The following is an 18,092-nucleotide window of genomic DNA, read 5'->3' as shown; positions in this document are numbered from 1 at the left end:
AAACTATGAAATACTGTGCTTTTCTTCGGGGCGTGAATGTAAAAGGAACCAACATGAAAATGGCAGACGTTTGTCAGGTTTTCAAAGATGCCGGAATGAAGGATATTGGTTCAATTCTAGCTTCGGGAAATATTGTTTTTTCGTCTGATAAAAAAGCGGATGATTTAAAGAAAATCCTTGAGAAAGCAATGTCAGAGCATTTTTCCTATGAAGCATTTTTATTTATTAAATCTCAGGAAGAAACAGAATCTTTTTGGAACAACAATCCATTTGAAAAGAATGAAAACTTGCATATTTACACATTTGTAGGAAGTTCTGAAGTTGAAAATATTTTAATGAAAGAGTTTGAAAACGCTGCAAAAACAGAAGACGAAAAAGGAGAAATCGTCAATAATATTTTCTATTGGCAGGTTCCCAAAGGAAATACATTAGATTCTACTTTCGGAAAAATTTTAGGTAAAAAAAGCCTGAAAGATCAGTTTACAAGCAGGAATATCAATACTTTTGAGAAGATTCTTAAAAAGATGAACTAAATTATTCACGGTTAATTATATTTGTCAGCTAATAATAGATTATTATGAAATATTCAAAGGAATACACGGTTAAGGATGAGCATATTGATGTACAGGGAATTATGGATGGATTATATTATCCGTTTTATATGGAGTACTGCAGACATTCTTTTATTGACGAAGTTTTAGGCTTTAATCTGGAAACTGAAGCAAAAAACGGAATAAATATGGTTTTATCTGAATATACGATCAACTTTCTAAGATCATTAAAGAAAGATGATGTTATAACAGTAACATGTGAATTGCACCGCGACAAAAATAATATTCCTAAATTACACTTTAAGCAATCTATCATTTTGAATAATAAAGTGGTAACAAAAGCTGTTTTTTCAGGTACATGTGTTCCCGCAACAGGAGGACGACCATTTATTCCGGAAACATTAAAAACGATCATTGAAAATGCTCCTGTTTTAGAGTAAATAAATCTCACGGAGTAAATTTTTCTTGTTTTTAAATTCTTTGGAATACTGAATTATAATCAGCGAAGGAGAGATTGTGGTAAAACCCTTAAATAATTTCCGATTCTGAAACTTTATAAGTATTTTTACTGAACTTTTAATTTACAATAAAATGATTCAGTATTTAGATAATATTCATCACAAAGATTCCAAAAACTTTTTCCTTATTGCCGGACCTTGTATTATTGAAGGCGAAGACATGGCATTAAGAATTGCCGAAAAAGTAATTGAATTAACCAATAAATATAACATTCCTTACATTTTCAAAGGAAGCTTCAAAAAAGCCAACAGAAGTAGAGTAGACTCTTTTACGACGATTGGAGAAGAAAAATCTTTGGAAATCCTTAAAAAAGTGGGTGAAACTTTTAATATTCCTACAACGACAGATATTCACGAGAACGAACATGCTGCTTTGGCGGCTCAATATGTTGATGTTCTGCAAATTCCGGCATTTTTGGTACGTCAGACAGACTTATTAATTGCTGCAGCAAAAACAGGAAAATGTGTTTCTCTGAAAAAAGGACAGTTTCTTTCTCCGGAATCAATGAAATTTGCCGTTCAGAAAATTACAGACTCTGATAATCAGAAAGTTGCTATAATTGAAAGAGGAAATTCTTTTGGATACACAGATTTAATTGTTGATTACAGAGGAATTCCTACAATGAGAGAATATGCGCCTGTTATTCTGGATGTTACGCATTCTCTTCAACAGCCAAATCAAAGTTCAGGAGTTACTGGTGGAAGACCGGATCTTATCGAAACTGTTGCAAAAGCAGGAATCGCAGTAGGAGCAGATGGAATTTTCATCGAAACCCACCCAACACCGGAAACTGCATTATCAGATGGAGCCAATATGTTGAGACTTGATTTACTAGAAGATCTTTTACAAAAACTGACAAGAGTAAGAGAAGCGATTCTGTAATTCTTTAAGAAAAATACATTACTACTTATCTAAATTGTTTTCAAAGTTTTGGTTTAATAGGCAAAATTTAGAAAATATTATATAAAGATCATTTTAATAAATGTTAAATAAAGTTTAAATAAGTTAAAATAAAATTTATATATTCACGTTTGAAATTTTAAAACATTTCTTTTGAAAAAACTAGTTTTACCACTGAGCCTTATGGTTCCCATGTTAGTATTCTCTCAAACAAAAAAGAGGGATACAGCAAGAACAACAGATATTGAGGAAATCGTTTTCCAGAAAAAAGTGACCGGAAAAACGAATGACCTTACTGCTGTAAAAATTTCAGCAAAAGATGCTCAGAATGTAGCGAGTATTTCCGGAGGTATAGAAGGTGTTATTAAAACGTTACCTTCCGTAAACTCCAATACAGAGCTTTCTTCACAATATATGGTTCGTGGTGGAAACTATGATGAAAACCTTATTTACATTAATGATATTGAGATTTACAGACCTTTCCTGATCAGGAATTCTCAGCAGGAGGGTTTAAGTATTATTAATCCTGATATGGTTTCTACCGTCAATTTCTCTGCCGGAGGTTTTGAACCGAAATACGGAGATAAAATGTCTTCTTCATTAAATATCTATTACCGTGAACCTGAAAAATTTGAACTTTCAGGAGAGGCGAGTTTAATTGGAGGAAGATTAACGGCAGGTTTAGCTTCAAAAAACAAAAAATTAACTGCTTTATTTTCAGGAAGATACAGGAATGCGAATTTGGTTCTTAATACTTTAAAAGAAGACACCAATTTTAACCCTAGATATTTTGATTTCCAGACGTATCTTAATTATCATATCAATGACAAGTTTTCACTTTCGTTCATAGGATATTATTCTAAGAATGATTACGAAATGATTCCTAAAGAGCAAAGTATAGACTTTGGTTCTTTGCAAAGACCTATCAATCTTAGCGTTTTTTATAACGGTAAGGAAGACGATAAGTATAAAAATATGATGGGAACATTCTCTATGAATTATAAGCCATCAGACAAGTGGAAATTTACGCTAGATGCTTTTTCTTATCAGAACAGAGAAAAGGAATATTATACGATTTCATCAAGCTATATTTTACAGACTTTTGATCCTATTACAGGAGATCCAACGACTTCATATGATGCTGGCGGACAGATAGAACATGCAAGAAATGATTTGTTTGTAAGAACGTACGGAGCTCAATTTAGATCCCGTTTTTCACCTAATCCGAATACGGATATTGAAGTTGGATTTAAATATGAGAAAGAAAACCTAAAAGACCTTACCAACGAATGGAAATTGGTAGATTCTGCAGGATACAGCCTTCCACATGAAGAGTTCGTCGACCCGAGAAATCCAGGGAATTTGGAACTGATGTACAATATTTCGGGAAACAATCATATTGAGCCAACGAGAATGTCTGCTTATGCGCAATACTCTCAGAAGTTTTATTGGGGTTCAAGCAAGGTTTTTGTAAATGCAGGAGCGAGAGTTTCAAATTGGAGTTTCAATAAAGAAACAATCTTTTCTCCAAGAGCCCAATTTGCCATTAAGCCAGATTGGGATAGTGACATGTTGTTCAAACTTTCTGGAGGGATTTACTATCAGTCACCTTTCTATAAGGAAATTAAAGACTTAGATGGTAATTTTAATAGTAATATAAAATCTCAGCGTTCAATTCAGGCTATTTTAGCGAATGATTATGAGTTTACGATGTATAATCGACCGTTTAAGTTAACGACAGAATTATACTATAAGAAAATGAATAATTTGATTCCTTATTACATGGATAATGTGAGAATTCGTTACTCAGGTCAGAATAATGCAACAGGTTATGCTTACGGAATTGATACAAGGTTATTCGGAGAGTTTGTTCCTGGAGTAGATTCGTGGTTATCTGCAAGTTATGCCAGAGTATACGAAAATATTGAAGGAAAAGGAGATATTCCTAGGCCAACAGATCAAAGGTTCAGATTTGCGATGTTCTATCAGGATTATATGCCGGAATTCCCTTCTATGCGTGTGAATCTTACATTAACCTACGCAATGGGATTGCCAACAGGCGCACCGGTTCTTACAGATCCATATACTTACCAAAGAACGTTACCTTCTTATAAAAGAGTAGATATAGGACTTTCTAAAGTGTTCATTGACAGAAAAGATAACAAGAAAACATACGGATTCTGGGGGAATTTTGAAGAACTGACATTAGGTGTTCAGGTTTTCAATGCTTTCAATATCAGAAATACCGTTGCCAACCAATGGATTACAGATGCGAATACAAATTTAATGTATCCAGTTCCTGTTCGTTTAACAGGTCGTTTCTTCAATGTAAAACTTGAATTTAAAATTAAGTAATCAGGTTATAGGAGCTAGGGCTTAGGATTTAGGTTAAAATTAAACACAATTATCTGTGAAAATCAGTGTGATCCGTGGGAGAAAAAAACCACAACAAAATAAATTAAAAATCTCTTGAATATTTCAAGAGATTTTTTGTTTCCTGAATTTTATAACAACATCACAGAATTTTATAACAGTCATTCAATACTTATTTCTACCTTTGCTACAGCATATGAAAAAGATTCTTGCCATATTGTTTTCTATCTTCTACTTCGGATTTTCTTCCGGAGCGGTTGTTAGTGTACATTATTGCATGATGGAAATGATTTCCGTAAGTCAGAAAACGGATGATCTATGTAGCAAATGTGGTATAAAAACTAAAAAAGACTGTTGCAAAACAGAAATCAAAGTTGTAAAAGTTGATGATTCTCAGAAATCAGATCTTTTGAAAATTGATTTTTTAAAACAGATTTCAGAACTTCCAACTCATCAGTTTTTCTTTGTAGACAGGTCTTTTTCAGCTACAAAATTTACACAAATTCAAATTAATGCACCGCCTGAAAACAGGACGGTTCCCATCTTTATAAATCATTGTAATTTTAGAATTTAGAATTTGTCAGTCGTTTGGTATAGTTACCATTACGGACGACATGTTAGTCGCAATAGGCGATATTAAATTATTCTTTATTAATTATTCTAAATTTTAAAACAATGAAAAAGTATATCATTACAGCAGTATTCTCTTTATTTTCAATTATTTCTATTTCAGCACAGTCAAAATCTGATGCTCAGGTTTCTAAATTATATCAAAATTACATTACCATAAAAACAGCGTTGGCTTCTGATGATGCCGATAAAACTTCGAAAGCGGCTTCTGAATTCATTAAAACAACTTCAGCGATCGATTATAAAGTAGTTTCTGAAGGGAATTTAAATGTCCTTAGAAAAGATGCAACAGCGATTTCTGATGCCAGAAGTATTGCTGCTCAAAGAGAAACATTTTCTAATCTTTCAGACAATATGATTGCGTTAACGAAAGAATTCAAACTTTCAGGTAAATCAGTCTTCGTTCAATATTGCCCAATGGCTGATGCAAGCTGGTTGAGTAACGAAAAACAAATCGCAAACCCTTACTACGGAAGTTCTATGCTTACTTGCGGAAGTGTGAAGTCAGAGATAAAATAAGTATTGTACTTATCTTTAAATTAATAAGTTGTGTAGTTTAAGTTACAATTAACTTTAAGCTATGCAAATTGAAAAATAATTCGAAATATTATGAAAAAGCTAATCCTGTTTCTGATATTTTTGTTCTCTGTTTTTAATTTCGCACAAACAACCAAAACGTATTATACTTGCCCGATGCATCCGGAAGTAGTTTCTTCAAAACCTGGAGACTGTCCGAAATGCAAAATGACGTTGGTAAAAAAGACGGTTGTTATAAAACCTGCGGTTACTCCAAAACCCGTAGCGAAGCCTATTTTAAAACAAGAAACAAAAGTTGTAGAAACAAAGAAAAAACTTCCAACTAAAGTTAAGGCAAAGGTTGAGTCTAAAATAAATACAAAACCAAAAACAAAGGAGGTTCAAAAATCAGATAAAAAAGAGACAAAAATCTCATCTAAACCATTATCTCAACAATCTCAGAACCAGTCAATGTATGTTTGCCCAATGCATCCCGAAGTTACTTCAAATAAACCCGGAACATGCCCAAAATGTGGAATGGATCTGGTTGAAAAAGAACGTAAAGAGGATAAAGTAGTTGACAATCCTGAAGATAAGAACTTACAGTTTAAAAGAAATTCCGAGAACGGAAAAGTAAGTTTTGGAGGAAAAACGGTTCGTTATGATTTGTATGTAAAAGACACGATTGTCAATTTTACAGGTAAAAACAGAAGAGCAATTGCGGTAAATGGTAAACTACAGGCTCCAACTTTATATTTTACAGAAGGAGACACAGCAGAGATTTATCTTCACAATATGTTGAAAGAAAACACTGGTTTTCACTGGCATGGCGTGATTTTACCCAATGAACATGACGGTGTTCCTTATCTTACTACAAAACCTGTAGAACCTGGTGAAACGCATTTATATAAATTTAAAGTTTCACAGAATGGAACCTATTGGTATCATTCGCATCAAGGTTTGCAGGAGCAGATTGGGATGAATGGAATCTTAGTTTTCAATAAAAGAGAAGGTGAACCAAAAGTTCAATATACTAAAGAAATTCCAGTATTATTGGGAGATTGGAGCGATGACGATCCCATGCAGATCGCAAGAAGACTTCACATGGCCAATACAGATTGGTATGCGATCAAGAAAAATGCAGTTCAAAGTTATTGGGAAGCCATAAAATCCGGAAATTTAGGAACAAAAGCATTGAATGAATGGAAAAGAATGGAAGCAATGGATGTGAGTGATGTGTATTATGATAAATTTCTCATCAACGGGCAGCCAAGCTCCGATTATTCAAATTTAAAAGCTGGTGATAAAGTAAGGCTGAGAGTGGCTAATGGAGGTTCTTCCACTTATTTTTGGTTAAATTTTGGAGGCGGAAAATTTAGAGTAGTTGGTAATGACGGAAATGATGTCGTTCCTGTTGAAGTAGATCGTTTGATCGTCGGTGTTTCCGAAACTTATGATATTGAAGTCACCATTCCTGAAAATAAAAGCTTTGAATTTCGTGCAACTTCAGAAGATAGAATTGGTCATGCTTCACTTTGGCTAGGTTCTGGTGAAAAAATTGAAGCTCCAAATTTACCAAGATTAATGCTTTTTGAAGGCATGAAAATGATGAACGGAATGATGGAAATGAGCGGAAATATGAAGCCGATGAACATGACGATGGGAAATCAAATGATGGATATGAATGAAGTAATGTATCATGAACTCTCTGAAAGTCAACGAAAAATGACGGCTAAGCATATAAATGAAATGATGGGGGTGAAAGAAAAGCAATCTAGGAAAGAAGAAGATCATTCGAATCATTCAGAAATGGATATGAAAGAAGAAAAATCTATTAAAAGATTATCTTACAATATTTTAAAATCACCTGAAAAAACCATTCTTCCTACAGAAAATGTAAGAGAAATGAAGTTTACGCTGGAAGGTAATATGAACCATTATCTCTGGACTTTAGATAATAAAACCGTTACTGAAACAGATAAGATCTTGGTTAAAAAAGGGGAGGTTTTAAGAATTACGCTCTATAATAATTCAATGATGCGTCACCCGATGCACTTGCATGGTCATGATTTTAGATTGATCAATTCAAAAGGGGAATATTCGCCGTTGAAAAATGTGGTTGATATTATGCCGATGGAAACGGATATAATTGAATTTGCGGCGAATCAGGATGGTGACTGGTTTTTCCACTGTCATATTTTATATCATATGATGGCAGGAATGGGAAGGATTTTCAGTTATGAAGATTCAAAACCTAATCCTCAACTTCCGAATAGAAAACTGGCTTGGAAAGATTTTATGAAAGACAACAGAATGGTGAGCTCCATGGCGATGCTGGATGTTGCAAGTAATAAAATTCATGCAGAAACAATGACGATGTTTGGGCCAAGATGGGCTAATTTAAATGAATTTCACACCAATTGGAATATGGATCATTTTGACGGAAATTTTAAAGTTGGAAGATTTCTAGGGAAATTTCAGTGGGCATTGCCTTATGCAGGCTTCAGGATTCAAAAAAATCATGAGATCATGGAAAGGCAAATGTCAGAAGAAATGGGAATGGATTTTCATGGTAAGAAAACCTGGTTCGGACAGCAAAAAGCCTCAAAGAATAAAGCTACTTTCATTGTTGGTGCTCAATATCTTTTACCGATGTTGGTTACCGCAGATGCCAGTGTAGATCAAAACGGAAAGGTTTTATTAGAACTGAGTAGGGAAGATATACCGATTTCCAGAAGAATAAGAGGGAATTTCAGCCTTAATTCTGATGGAGAATTTACAACTGGATTGAGATATATTGTACAAAAATGGTTCTCAATCTCCGGAAATTACGATAACGAAATGGGCTGGGGAGCCGGACTAACTTTAACTTATTAATAATTAAGTACTAATCCTTCAAGGTTTCCAAAACCTTGAAGGATTTTTTTAAGAGTAAAATTACATTTCCAGTTTTATAACTTTCTCAACCATCTTTTGGTTTATACTTTCCGGAGTCAATCTCATCAAGAAATTTCGTAGAGAATTTCCCTGTTCCCATTGTGAGATCTGCCCAACTTTCCAGCTGGTGTTCACAACATAATCAACCTTTTTTCTTCTGATTTTCTGGAATTTTTCGAAAACAGTATTAAAATCTTTATCAGTTTCAAGTAATTTACCAATAATGTAGGAATCTTCAATGGCCTGACAAGCACCTTGTCCCATATTTGGCGTTGTTGCATGAGCTGCATCTCCAATCAGACAAAGGTTTTCAGAATACCATTTTGGAATAGGAGACAGGTCTATAATATCATTAAGAATAATATTTTCTTTTGGAGTAGATTCTAAAATTTTTAAAACTAAAGGATCAAAATCGCTAAAATTTTCAGCTAAACTGTTGTATCGTTTATGTTTTCCGTGATTAATTAACGCATACCAATACACTTTTTTCTCTGAAAGCTTTACAAAACCAAAACGCTTTGCTTTTCCCCAAATTTCAAGAGCTTGATGATGAAATTCCTCGGGTAAATCAAAATCTAATAAACCTCTCCAACACATTTGCTTTGCGTTTCGGATAGTTCCTGTTTCGAAAATTTGATTTCTGATTTTAGAATGAATTCCGTCTGCTCCAAAAACTATTTTACTTTCGACTTCAGTTGCATTTTCAAAGTTTAAAATATAGTTTTCCTTTTTCTTAATTGAATGTAAACAATGATCAAGTTTAATATGTTCAGAACCAATGTTTTCTGCTAATATTTTTTGTAGCTCAGCTCTCCGAATGGCTACGTTGCAGGAATTATATTTCTTTTCTAATTCAAGAATGTTGGTTTTTGTAATAGGTTTCAACTTTTCATCCGTAATAGAAATTCCATGAATTTTGTTTCCTGCTTTCTCAATTTTTTCTTTTAATCCTAATTGATCAAAGATCTGCATAGCATTTACGGCCATCATAATTCCGGCTCCGACAGGTTTTATTTCTGGTGCTGATTCATAAATTGTGAAGTCTAAGTTGTGTTGTTTTAGAATATTTCCAAGAGTTAAACCTCCAATTCCTGCTCCGATTATTGATATTGAATTCATTATTTTAAGTTTTTTAATTCGTTCAATAATGTGTTTTGTTTATTGATGAAATTATTCAAACTGTCTGTCTTCAAAGGATGAGCATTTTGATATTTTTCGATTTCGGGAAGCGTTTTTTTGATTTGGAAAATTACGTACTGATCATACAGTTTTACTCTGTTTTTACCAACTTGTTCAATCAGGTCTTTAATACGTTTGACTTTTAATTGATACTTTTCAGAGCTAGCTTTAATTTCTTTATTAATTTCCTGCTTTAAGATAGTGTCGCTTATTGCTCTTGTTAATGCGTTCGCATCTGTGTAATAGTTTTCAGTTTTATCAATAACATCATTATACTGGGAAGTTACTTTTTCGGTTTCTTCATCTGTTTTTGCTACTTTATCATCGAGAATTTGTAGATTTTTATCATTTTTCATTAATTCTACATAAATCTTATGAACTATATTTTCGCCATGACCACTTTCAAACGATCCTTTTATTGAAGAATCTGCATTGTCAACTGCATTTTTTATGATCGGCTTGTTTTCAAGTTTATTTTCTGAACAAGAAAGTAATGATAATGCTAGGATAGAGGAGAAAAGTATTTTTTTCATAGTTTATTTTTAAGTTTTTATTCTCAATTTTTGTCATTCTGGAGGAATACTGACATAGTTTTTTTAATATAATTGTTGAGATTCTTCACTCCGCTCCGCTTCGTTCTGAATGACAAACGCGATGGTCAATTTATTATTTCAATTAGTTGAAGATACTTCCAAAATTGTTACAAAAAAAAACGGAGCTTGAAAAATCAAACTCCGCCTAATAAATTGTTGCGCTAAAATTATTTACCTAAATAAGATTTCAGGATCTTGCTTCTGGTATTATGCTTTAGTCTCTTAATTGCTTTTTCTTTGATCTGACGAACTCTCTCTCTTGTAAGATCGAAAGTTTCACCAATTTCCTCTAAAGTCATTGGATGTTTTCCGTTCAATCCGAAGTATAATCTTACTAAGTCAGCCTCTCTTGGAGTCAAAGTATTTAATGCTCTTTCAATTTCAATTTGAAGAGATTCAAGCATTAGATCTTTATCTGGACTTGGAGATTCTCCTGAACGCAATACATCATAAAGATTAGAATCTTCACCTTCAACTAAAGGTGCATCCATAGACAAGTGTCTTCCGGAGTTTTTCATAGATTCTTTAATATCTTCCTCGCTCATATCAAGAACTTCAGCCAATTCTTCCGGAGAAGGTGGTCTTTCATTTTCTTGTTCTAAGTGAGCATATGCTTTGTTGATCTTGTTGATGGAACCAATTTTGTTCAACGGCAATCTTACAATTCTTGACTGTTCTGCCAAAGCCTGTAAAATCGACTGACGAATCCACCAAACCGCATAAGAGATAAATTTGAAACCTCTAGTTTCATCATACCTTTTTGCTGCTTTCATCAATCCTAAGTTACCTTCATTAATTAAATCGGGTAAAGAAAGACCTTGATTTTGGTATTGCTTAGATACGGAAACTACGAAACGAAGGTTGGCCTTGATTAATTTCTCCAGTGCAGCTCTGTCGCCCGCACGTATTCTTTGTGCCAAATCTACTTCTTCGTCCGCAGTAATCAGTTCCACTTTACCAATTTCCTGCAAATACTTGTCTAATGAAGCAGTTTCCCTGTTGGTTACCTGCTTAGTGATTTTTAATTGTCTCATTTATTTTATCCTCAAAATAGAGTTACTATATATTATACGTTTGAAAAGGTAAAAAGGTTACACAGGTTTTAATTATTTTTTATTTAATTAAAATAAATTTCGAAAATTAGTTGTAAATTATCGCTCTTGTAAATCTGGAGAGGATTTTGAACCATTAAGATTTTATTTAAGGAATTGGACTTAATTAAGATAAATCATTTTGATTTTTTAAGATTAAGGTTAATATTTTTATTTGAAGCTTTATCCCGCTTTCCACTATATCTTTTTGGTTACGGGCTCCGCTTCGCTTCGCCCGCAACCAAAAAGGATGCCGTTACAATCGGGGCTAGGAAGTTGCGACTGCTCTTAGAAACTAAACCTTCAAGGTTTTTAAAACCTTGAAGGTTTGATATTTAAAACAAAAAAAGCGAAACCAAAGTTCCGCTTATATAATTTTAAATTGACAATCAACTAAAGACCATCAACGATCAACAATTAAAAAAGATCATTCAACAATTTCGCCAGTCTCAAACCTCCGTAAAGAAGCTGTCTTTCCATTGTATCATTGAATTTGTACTGATAATCGTAAGATAATTTTGAATCATTTGGAGTTTGTGCATAGATTTTATTTGCAATTTTGTGAGAATCATACAACCAATCTTCCAAAGTTCCTGTCTGAATTTGTTTTACTTCATCATCAGTTTTGATATCCAATAATTTTGAATATTCTGTGTAGCTGTATTTTTGAGAATCTACTAATTTTCCGTCCCAAACTGAGTGTAAATTTGTTTTTTCTCCAAAATAAGTTACATTAATTTTGTTTCCACCTAAATCTTCAGATCTTCCTGTGTGCATAGGCTGAGCAAGATCTCCCATAATGTGAATCAAGAAAATTAAAGCAATTTTTCTGTCTTTTTCAGACGTTTTTTCGTCTTTTACCTGAGCAGATAATGTTTTTACCTGAGTATATAAGCTTGGACCAGCCTGAGCTTTCAGATTTTGCTCAAATGCTTTGAAATCTGCCTGTGGATCAATGTTTACGTAATGCCAAGCTGAAGCCTGCTTCCAAGCTCCTGTAGTGTCAGATTTAATGAAATCCGGCCAGTTTGCCCAATACGCAAGACGTTCTCTCCCCATTATTTTTTTAATCTCTCTTCTTGCTTTCCCGGAAAGGTGGTTTTCAGCGATTTCTGCAATAATTCTGTGCCCCGTCAATCCCCACGCATAAGAATACAGTGAAGATGTGATGAATGCTAACATCAGAATTTTAGAATAAATACTTTTCATTTTATATAACATTTTTCAGATCGCAAAGATACGGCTCGCTTTCCGAAATAGAATTAAATATGATGAATTTCTTATTATTAATGATGTTAATAAAATTTAATCTAAATAAAAGGTTTGGGTTAAATCATTCTTACTTTTTAATAAAGATTAAAAAAATTAAAGCACAGAAACTTAGTATTCTTAACAACTTGAATAAATCTTAATGGTTAAATTTTTAAATATTAATGATATACAAATCTCAAACTTATACTTTTACCGTATTTTCACGGAAATTGTAATATATTATTCTATTAAATGTTAATAAATTAGTATTTTTAGAAGAAATTTATTGAGAAAATGCTTTTTCTATAATTAGAGATATATTACCTTTACAAGCCAAATAATCACAGGAAACACTATGTATGAGAATAATATTGTAGATATGTATTACAATAAGCTGCAGACAGATTTCAAGGCTGAAGCTGTCGCGGTTAATCTGTTGAAATATCACAGAGCGGTAAGCAATATCTTTATTGACAGGATCGGGATCAATGACAGGGCTTATTTAAAGGATATTAAAAATATTTCAAGCAATTATTTAGGTTTTGATGAAGAAGTTTTTACGATAGAAACGTACAGAGAAGGAATTTACGATTACCTTCCTGAAGGGCTTTTTCATCCACCTTCATTGGGTGCTACGAGAAAAAATGTAGAAAGCGTTGTTAAAGAAATTCGTAAGCAGAAAAGGGTAGAGGAAGATGCCAGAAAATTTTTCCAACCTTTTGAATTGGAGATTTTCTTTACGGAAGTCAGCGCTTTGCTTAAAGAATTCGATTTTGACCTTACCAGCGACACCGATACATTGTTAGAAACTGTCAGCGAACTTTGGCCTTTGGTGAAGATGCTTGATAAACAAAATGCCTATATTTTTATCTATATTTTACCGTTTTTTCATCAGATAAGAGGAGATAAAAACTGGTTTGAAAGATGTATGACAGCATTTTTACAAGTTCCTGTAGAAGTAACTTTTGCCCCAAATATTATTGATGGAATAGAGCAAAATGATGATTCTATGTTATTGGGAAATTCAAAATTGGGAGTTACTTACATTCCGAGTGGGAAACATATGGACGGACAGCGAAATTGGGTAGTGAATATCGGTCCGATTCCGTATTCGGATATGAAAAAATATATTCATGGAAACCCGTTCAGAAAAGTACTTCAGGCTTTATACGATTATTTTCTTCCCGTAAGCGTAGATGTGGAAGAAAATTTTATTACAGAAAAGAAAGAATATTCATTTATGCTTGAGGATGATGGCAGAAATGCAAACCGCCTCGGATACTCTACCTTTCTGTAAAATATTTTATTATATTTACAATCACCAACAAAATATAAATTCGAAAAGAAACAAATGGAAATTTCTTCAGTTAAAGGGATCTTTTTTAGGTATATTTTAATGCCGTTAATAGCAGTTATTATGATGGTTATCCTCGGGGTAATCAGAAGAAACAAACCTGCTATAAAAATTAAAGTTATCATTATATACGTTCTGCTTTGCAGTTTGTGTCTTGCTTTGCCTGGTTTTTTCGGGTTTGCAGGGAATTTGTTTAATCCGTATTGGTATCTTATTGCACAGATCATTTACCTTATTTTTGGGATTATCCACGTTAATTTATTAGACAAATATTTCAAAAAACATATTGAATCTGTATCGATGAGTATTTTGTTTGAATCAATACTTTCATTGACGTGTATTGCTTTCGGGGGATATCTTTTTTATCTGATTTTCAATTGGATGAGTAAAGGAACGGGGTACCCCATTATGTCTGCAACGAGTATGCTGATCTTTTTGGTTCCGATGGTATTCTACTATTGCTATATTCAGTTCATCAGCATTCCGTTTGATATTTATAAAACCTGGAGATATTCACCGGATCAGAGACTTCCGGACTTTGAAGGCGCGGATTTTGATAGATTAATGGTGTTGAATGTTGAGTTAAGTAAAAACCTAGAAGACGCCAACAGATTTAGAATTAAAGCTAAAACTTTACCAACCGGAGTAACTTTCGGAGATTGGTTTTATAGAGTAGTGGATGATTACAATCACAAGAATCCGGGATCCATCATTCACTTATCAGACATTGAAAAAGAACCGTATTACTGGATCTTTTATACAAAAAAATCGTTTTTCAGCTTCAGAAGGTATATTAATTTTGATATGGATATTTCTGCAAACGGCATTTCTGAAAATGAAGTGGTGATCTGCAAAAGAGTTATCCAGCATGAAGAAGAAGGAATTACGAGAAAACCATAATCACAAATTTTAAAAGTATTAACTATGATACAGCCTATAAAACATTTTGCAATCAATTGGGTAGATGGGATGAAAGTTTCCCAAAGACACCTGAATGATCAGGATAATTTTCTAATAGATACCATAAGAGATTCAAATTCTTTGGCGATCACAACATACAATTACGGACTTTTACCAATCCCGAACGAGTTTACGGACAAAACTATTTTTGATGTTCACAATACAGCTACAAATGATGTTCAATTAGTCATAAAACATTGTAGTGCAGTGACTTTGGCAGGTTACAGAGTTGAATTGAATGATAGGAGAGTAAGCGTAAAATCATTAGCCAAATCAATGAATGAAGAACAGGCTGATGGTGAATATTATATCCTAATTTCCGTTAATCCGTTTGATAAAGTTCCGTTTGGAGATATCGATCCTGAAGAGATTCCACCTCGCCATCCCAATGCGCAACCGAATCATCATATCGAGTTGCTTCCCGTAACTTCTTTGAACAGCAGCTACTCAGGAGGGAATTATCTGATCGTCGGAAAGGTTGATTTAAAGGGAAATATTGCTCAGGTAGATTCTAATTTTATTCCGCCTTGTACGTCTATTCAGAGCCATCCGGCTTTGTTGGATTATTACAACAGCTATGCAAAATCTATCGGAAATTTACAGCAATATGCTTTTAAAATCATTCAAAAAGCATCTCATAAAAACCAAAATACAGCGTTAGCTCAGAACGTTAAGTTTCTGTGTACTACAATGGTAAATACTTTTGGAGATATGTATTTCCAATTCAGAAATATTATTCCTTGGCAACCGCCTGTATTTTTAATTGAAAATTTTGCAAAATTGGCGCTTCATTTATACAATTCAACTCAGGTTTTGGTTCCTGCAGAATTGGAAGAAATGCTAAATTACAGCTTAGAATGGAGTGAAATTGCTCCTCATACTTTATTAAATCAGTTGTCAATTGTTGCTGAAACCAATTACGATCACCATAATTGTGGCGAACCACTTCTTTATATCCAACAGATGCTGAGAAGTTTAGAAACAATTTTCTCAAAATTAAGCGAGCTTGATTATATTGGTCAAAGAAAAGAAAACATCATTGTTAACGAACAGGAAGTTTCTTCAAACAGCAATCCGAAAAGAGGTTGGAGTGTTCTTGATTAATTTTATAATCACTTTCAAAAAAATATTTAATCCCGAACGCAATAATTCGGGATTTTTTGTATAAAATTGTCAGATTAAAATTCAGTTCAATTTTTACAGGTTTTTAAACACAATCATCTGTGAAAATTTGTGAAAATCCGTGGGAAAAAAATAAAAAAAATGAATCTAGACCAAATAAGACAAGACACAAAAGGTTTATCCGATAATAAAATATTTCTAAACAACGCCGGTTCATCATTAATGCCAAAAGTTGTTGTAGAATCAATGGTTGATTATTTTCATCAGGAGGAACAATTCGGAGGATATGAAATAGCAAACCGAAATGCAACTTTACTCGAAGAATTTTATGAAGAGACAGCAAAACTGATCAATTGTAAATCATCAAATATTGCTTTTGCGACAAGTGCTACAGATGCTTATGCAAAGGCTTTGGCGAGCATTATTTTCAAAGAAGGAGATGTTATTATTACAACAGTTGATGATTATATTTCGAATCAAATTGTTTTTATTTCGCTTCAGAAAAAATTAAATATAAAAGTAATAAGAACGAAAAATCTTTCAGATAATGAATTGGATTTGGAAGATTTAGAAAATTTAATCAAGCAGCACAATCCAAAATTAATTGCCGTAACTCATATTCCCACAAATTCAGGCCTGATTCAAAATGTGGAAGGTGTTGGAAAAATCTGTCGTCAATATGATATTTTGTATTTGGTTGATGCCTGTCAGTCTGTTGGACAAATGGTTGTTGATGTCAAAAAAATTGATTGTGATTTTCTGACGGTAACAGGAAGAAAATTCATGCGAGGACCAAGAGGAACTGGTTTTCTATATGTTTCAGATCGAGTTTTAGAGCAAAATTACACCCCATTATTATTAGATATGCGAGGTGCAAACTGGACGGAATACGATGATTATGAATTATTTAAAACTGCAAAAAGATTCGAACATTGGGAAGTTTCTTATGGTTCTTTGCTAGGTTTTATGGAAGCTGTAAAGTATGCAAATAATATTGGCTTAGATAATATTGAAAATTATAACAAAAATTTATCCGGAAAGCTTAGAGAAAACCTTAAAAATAGTGGTTTCAAAGTTTGGGACTGGGGAAATAAGCTGAGTAGTATTATTACTTTTTCTGAACCTAATGGCGATCTTGAAAATATTCAAAAAGTCCTAAAAGAGAATAATATATTTTTCTCAGTAACCTACAAAAATTCTGCTTTGATTGATTTTACTAATAAAAATGTGAATGGAATAGTAAGACTTTCACCACACTATTTTAACACCATAGAAGAAATTGAAACTGTTTCTGAAATTTTGAAGAATAGTTTTTAACCATTAAGTTTTGTTTAAGGAATTAAGTTTAATTAAGAAAAATATGCTAAGAATACTTAAAGCGTAGCTAATCTTAACATTCTTAACTCCTTAAACAAAACTTAATGGTTCAAAAAAATTATTTCTTAACCAATATTTTCTCCGTAGCTTTTTTACTTAAAACTTCCTGTTTTCCTTCAACTTCAACCGTTACAGATCTGTCAAAGCTTTCAATTTTAATAACTTTTATTTTGGTATTCAGAAGGAGTTTTCTTTCAGTTAAATAATTAAGAAAAGCATCATCAGAAAGAGTGACAGAGGCAAAAACTACGGTTTCACCAACATTGCAAGAGCTTAATTTCTGTAAATCCTGGGAGATAATATTTCCGTCTTTATCAGGAATTGGTTCTCCGTGCGGATCAAATTTTGGATGGTCTAAAATTTCATCCATTTTATCAAAGAAAATAGTAGAGTGCACGTGCTCAAGCTGTTCTGCAATTTCGTGGACATTTTCCCAGCCAAAATTCATTTTTTTAACCAAAAACATTTCGGTAAGTCTGTGTTTACGTACCACCAAAGCGGCTTCCCGTCTTCCTTTTTCAGTTACTCTGAGAGGTTTGTAGGTTTCATAAATTACCCAACTTTTGTCGGCAAATTTCTTCATCATGTTGTTCACGCTCGGCATTTTTACATTTAAAAATTTGCTTAGCTCGTTAATCGTAACCTTTCCTTCATTGTCAACTAAATGAAACAAAGCTTTCAGATAATTTTCTTCTGTTAATGTTGTTTTCAAAATGTTAGATGATTTTCAATACAAATC

Annotated in this window: 16 protein-coding genes; 11 read left to right on the top strand and 5 right to left on the bottom strand. The window is 33.2% G+C overall.

Features of this window, described 5'->3' with window-relative positions:
- Window positions 1–5 precede the first annotated feature (5 nt).
- From SB689_RS02860 to SB689_RS02830, 7 genes are all read left to right on the top strand, one after another.
- Entirely contained in the window at window positions 6–533 is a 528-nt protein-coding gene (locus SB689_RS02860) for a DUF1697 domain-containing protein (protein ID WP_410690629.1), read from the top strand.
- Window positions 534–577: 44 nt separating this feature from the next.
- Complete coding sequence (locus tag SB689_RS02855; RefSeq protein ID WP_410690628.1) at window positions 578–991, top strand: acyl-CoA thioesterase; 414 nt, start codon at window positions 578–580, stop codon at window positions 989–991.
- Window positions 992–1,142: 151 nt separating this feature from the next.
- A complete protein-coding gene (gene kdsA / locus SB689_RS02850; RefSeq protein ID WP_066758312.1) occupies window positions 1,143–1,952 on the top strand; it encodes a 3-deoxy-8-phosphooctulonate synthase in 810 nt (269 codons plus the stop codon).
- 171 nt (window positions 1,953–2,123) lie between these two features.
- Window positions 2,124–4,325, top strand: coding sequence for a TonB-dependent receptor plug domain-containing protein (locus tag SB689_RS02845; RefSeq protein ID WP_410690627.1), 2,202 nt, complete (start codon window positions 2,124–2,126; stop codon window positions 4,323–4,325).
- A gap of 214 nt (window positions 4,326–4,539) precedes the next feature.
- On the top strand, window positions 4,540–4,917 hold the full coding sequence (locus tag SB689_RS02840) for an HYC_CC_PP family protein (protein ID WP_410690626.1): 378 nt from the start codon (window positions 4,540–4,542) through the stop codon (window positions 4,915–4,917).
- A 101-nt stretch (window positions 4,918–5,018) separates the two neighbouring features.
- Window positions 5,019–5,492, top strand: coding sequence for a DUF3347 domain-containing protein (locus SB689_RS02835; protein ID WP_410690625.1), 474 nt, complete (start codon window positions 5,019–5,021; stop codon window positions 5,490–5,492).
- A gap of 90 nt (window positions 5,493–5,582) precedes the next feature.
- Window positions 5,583–8,366 carry a multicopper oxidase domain-containing protein gene (locus SB689_RS02830; RefSeq protein ID WP_410690624.1) on the top strand — a complete coding sequence of 928 codons (2,784 nt, stop codon included), beginning with the start codon at window positions 5,583–5,585 and terminating at the stop codon, window positions 8,364–8,366.
- 60 nt (window positions 8,367–8,426) lie between these two features.
- On the opposite strand, the gene SB689_RS02825 is transcribed toward SB689_RS02830, so the two are convergent.
- From SB689_RS02825 to SB689_RS02810, 4 genes are all read right to left on the bottom strand, one after another.
- Window positions 8,427–9,545: an FAD-dependent monooxygenase gene (locus SB689_RS02825; protein WP_410690623.1), complete on the bottom strand. Its 1,119-nt coding sequence runs from the start codon at window positions 9,543–9,545 to the stop codon at window positions 8,427–8,429.
- Window positions 9,545–10,138: a hypothetical protein gene (locus SB689_RS02820; protein WP_410690622.1), complete on the bottom strand. Its 594-nt coding sequence runs from the start codon at window positions 10,136–10,138 to the stop codon at window positions 9,545–9,547. Before SB689_RS02820 ends, SB689_RS02825 begins: the two co-directional genes overlap by 1 nt.
- A gap of 227 nt (window positions 10,139–10,365) precedes the next feature.
- Window positions 10,366–11,232, bottom strand: a complete 867-nt coding sequence (locus SB689_RS02815; RefSeq protein ID WP_027385416.1) for an RNA polymerase sigma factor RpoD/SigA — start codon at window positions 11,230–11,232, stop codon at window positions 10,366–10,368.
- 474 nt (window positions 11,233–11,706) lie between these two features.
- Entirely contained in the window at window positions 11,707–12,498 is a 792-nt protein-coding gene (locus tag SB689_RS02810) for a S1/P1 nuclease (protein ID WP_410690621.1), read from the bottom strand.
- Between the two features lie 397 nt (window positions 12,499–12,895).
- On the opposite strand from SB689_RS02810, the gene SB689_RS02805 reads away from it, so the two are divergent.
- From SB689_RS02805 to SB689_RS02790, 4 genes are all read left to right on the top strand, one after another.
- On the top strand, window positions 12,896–13,837 hold the full coding sequence (locus tag SB689_RS02805; RefSeq protein WP_410690620.1) for a type VI secretion system baseplate subunit TssG: 942 nt from the start codon (window positions 12,896–12,898) through the stop codon (window positions 13,835–13,837).
- Window positions 13,838–13,891: 54 nt separating this feature from the next.
- Window positions 13,892–14,794 carry a TssN family type VI secretion system protein gene (locus SB689_RS02800; RefSeq protein ID WP_410690619.1) on the top strand — a complete coding sequence of 301 codons (903 nt, stop codon included), beginning with the start codon at window positions 13,892–13,894 and terminating at the stop codon, window positions 14,792–14,794.
- A 24-nt stretch (window positions 14,795–14,818) separates the two neighbouring features.
- Window positions 14,819–15,958: a hypothetical protein gene (locus SB689_RS02795; RefSeq protein ID WP_410690618.1), complete on the top strand. Its 1,140-nt coding sequence runs from the start codon at window positions 14,819–14,821 to the stop codon at window positions 15,956–15,958.
- A gap of 159 nt (window positions 15,959–16,117) precedes the next feature.
- Window positions 16,118–17,293, top strand: coding sequence for an aminotransferase class V-fold PLP-dependent enzyme (locus tag SB689_RS02790; protein WP_410690617.1), 1,176 nt, complete (start codon window positions 16,118–16,120; stop codon window positions 17,291–17,293).
- 118 nt (window positions 17,294–17,411) lie between these two features.
- Here SB689_RS02790 and SB689_RS02785 read toward each other — a convergent pair whose 3' ends face one another.
- A complete protein-coding gene (locus SB689_RS02785) occupies window positions 17,412–18,065 on the bottom strand; it encodes a metal-dependent transcriptional regulator (protein WP_410690616.1) in 654 nt (217 codons plus the stop codon).
- Window positions 18,066–18,092: the final 27 nt, after the last annotated feature.

This window comes from Chryseobacterium sp. SIMBA_038 (assembly GCF_046535115.1).
Lineage (GTDB): Bacteria > Bacteroidota > Bacteroidia > Flavobacteriales > Weeksellaceae > Chryseobacterium.
This window is presented reverse-complemented; position numbering and strand designations above follow the sequence as displayed.

Coding starts and splice junctions, on each gene's coding strand:
- SB689_RS02835 (WP_410690625.1), top strand. CDS start 5,019: ATGAAAAAGTATATCATTACAGCAGTATTCTCTTTATTTTCAATTATT.
- SB689_RS02810 (WP_410690621.1), bottom strand. CDS start 12,498: ATGAAAAGTATTTATTCTAAAATTCTGATGTTAGCATTCATCACATCT.
- SB689_RS02860 (WP_410690629.1), top strand. CDS start 6: ATGAAATACTGTGCTTTTCTTCGGGGCGTGAATGTAAAAGGAACCAAC.
- SB689_RS02815 (WP_027385416.1), bottom strand. CDS start 11,232: ATGAGACAATTAAAAATCACTAAGCAGGTAACCAACAGGGAAACTGCT.
- SB689_RS02825 (WP_410690623.1), bottom strand. CDS start 9,545: ATGAATTCAATATCAATAATCGGAGCAGGAATTGGAGGTTTAACTCTT.
- SB689_RS02840 (WP_410690626.1), top strand. CDS start 4,540: ATGAAAAAGATTCTTGCCATATTGTTTTCTATCTTCTACTTCGGATTT.
- SB689_RS02820 (WP_410690622.1), bottom strand. CDS start 10,138: ATGAAAAAAATACTTTTCTCCTCTATCCTAGCATTATCATTACTTTCT.
- SB689_RS02805 (WP_410690620.1), top strand. CDS start 12,896: ATGTATGAGAATAATATTGTAGATATGTATTACAATAAGCTGCAGACA.
- SB689_RS02855 (WP_410690628.1), top strand. CDS start 578: ATGAAATATTCAAAGGAATACACGGTTAAGGATGAGCATATTGATGTA.
- kdsA (WP_066758312.1), top strand. CDS start 1,143: ATGATTCAGTATTTAGATAATATTCATCACAAAGATTCCAAAAACTTT.
- SB689_RS02830 (WP_410690624.1), top strand. CDS start 5,583: ATGAAAAAGCTAATCCTGTTTCTGATATTTTTGTTCTCTGTTTTTAAT.
- SB689_RS02790 (WP_410690617.1), top strand. CDS start 16,118: ATGAATCTAGACCAAATAAGACAAGACACAAAAGGTTTATCCGATAAT.
- SB689_RS02800 (WP_410690619.1), top strand. CDS start 13,892: ATGGAAATTTCTTCAGTTAAAGGGATCTTTTTTAGGTATATTTTAATG.
- SB689_RS02795 (WP_410690618.1), top strand. CDS start 14,819: ATGATACAGCCTATAAAACATTTTGCAATCAATTGGGTAGATGGGATG.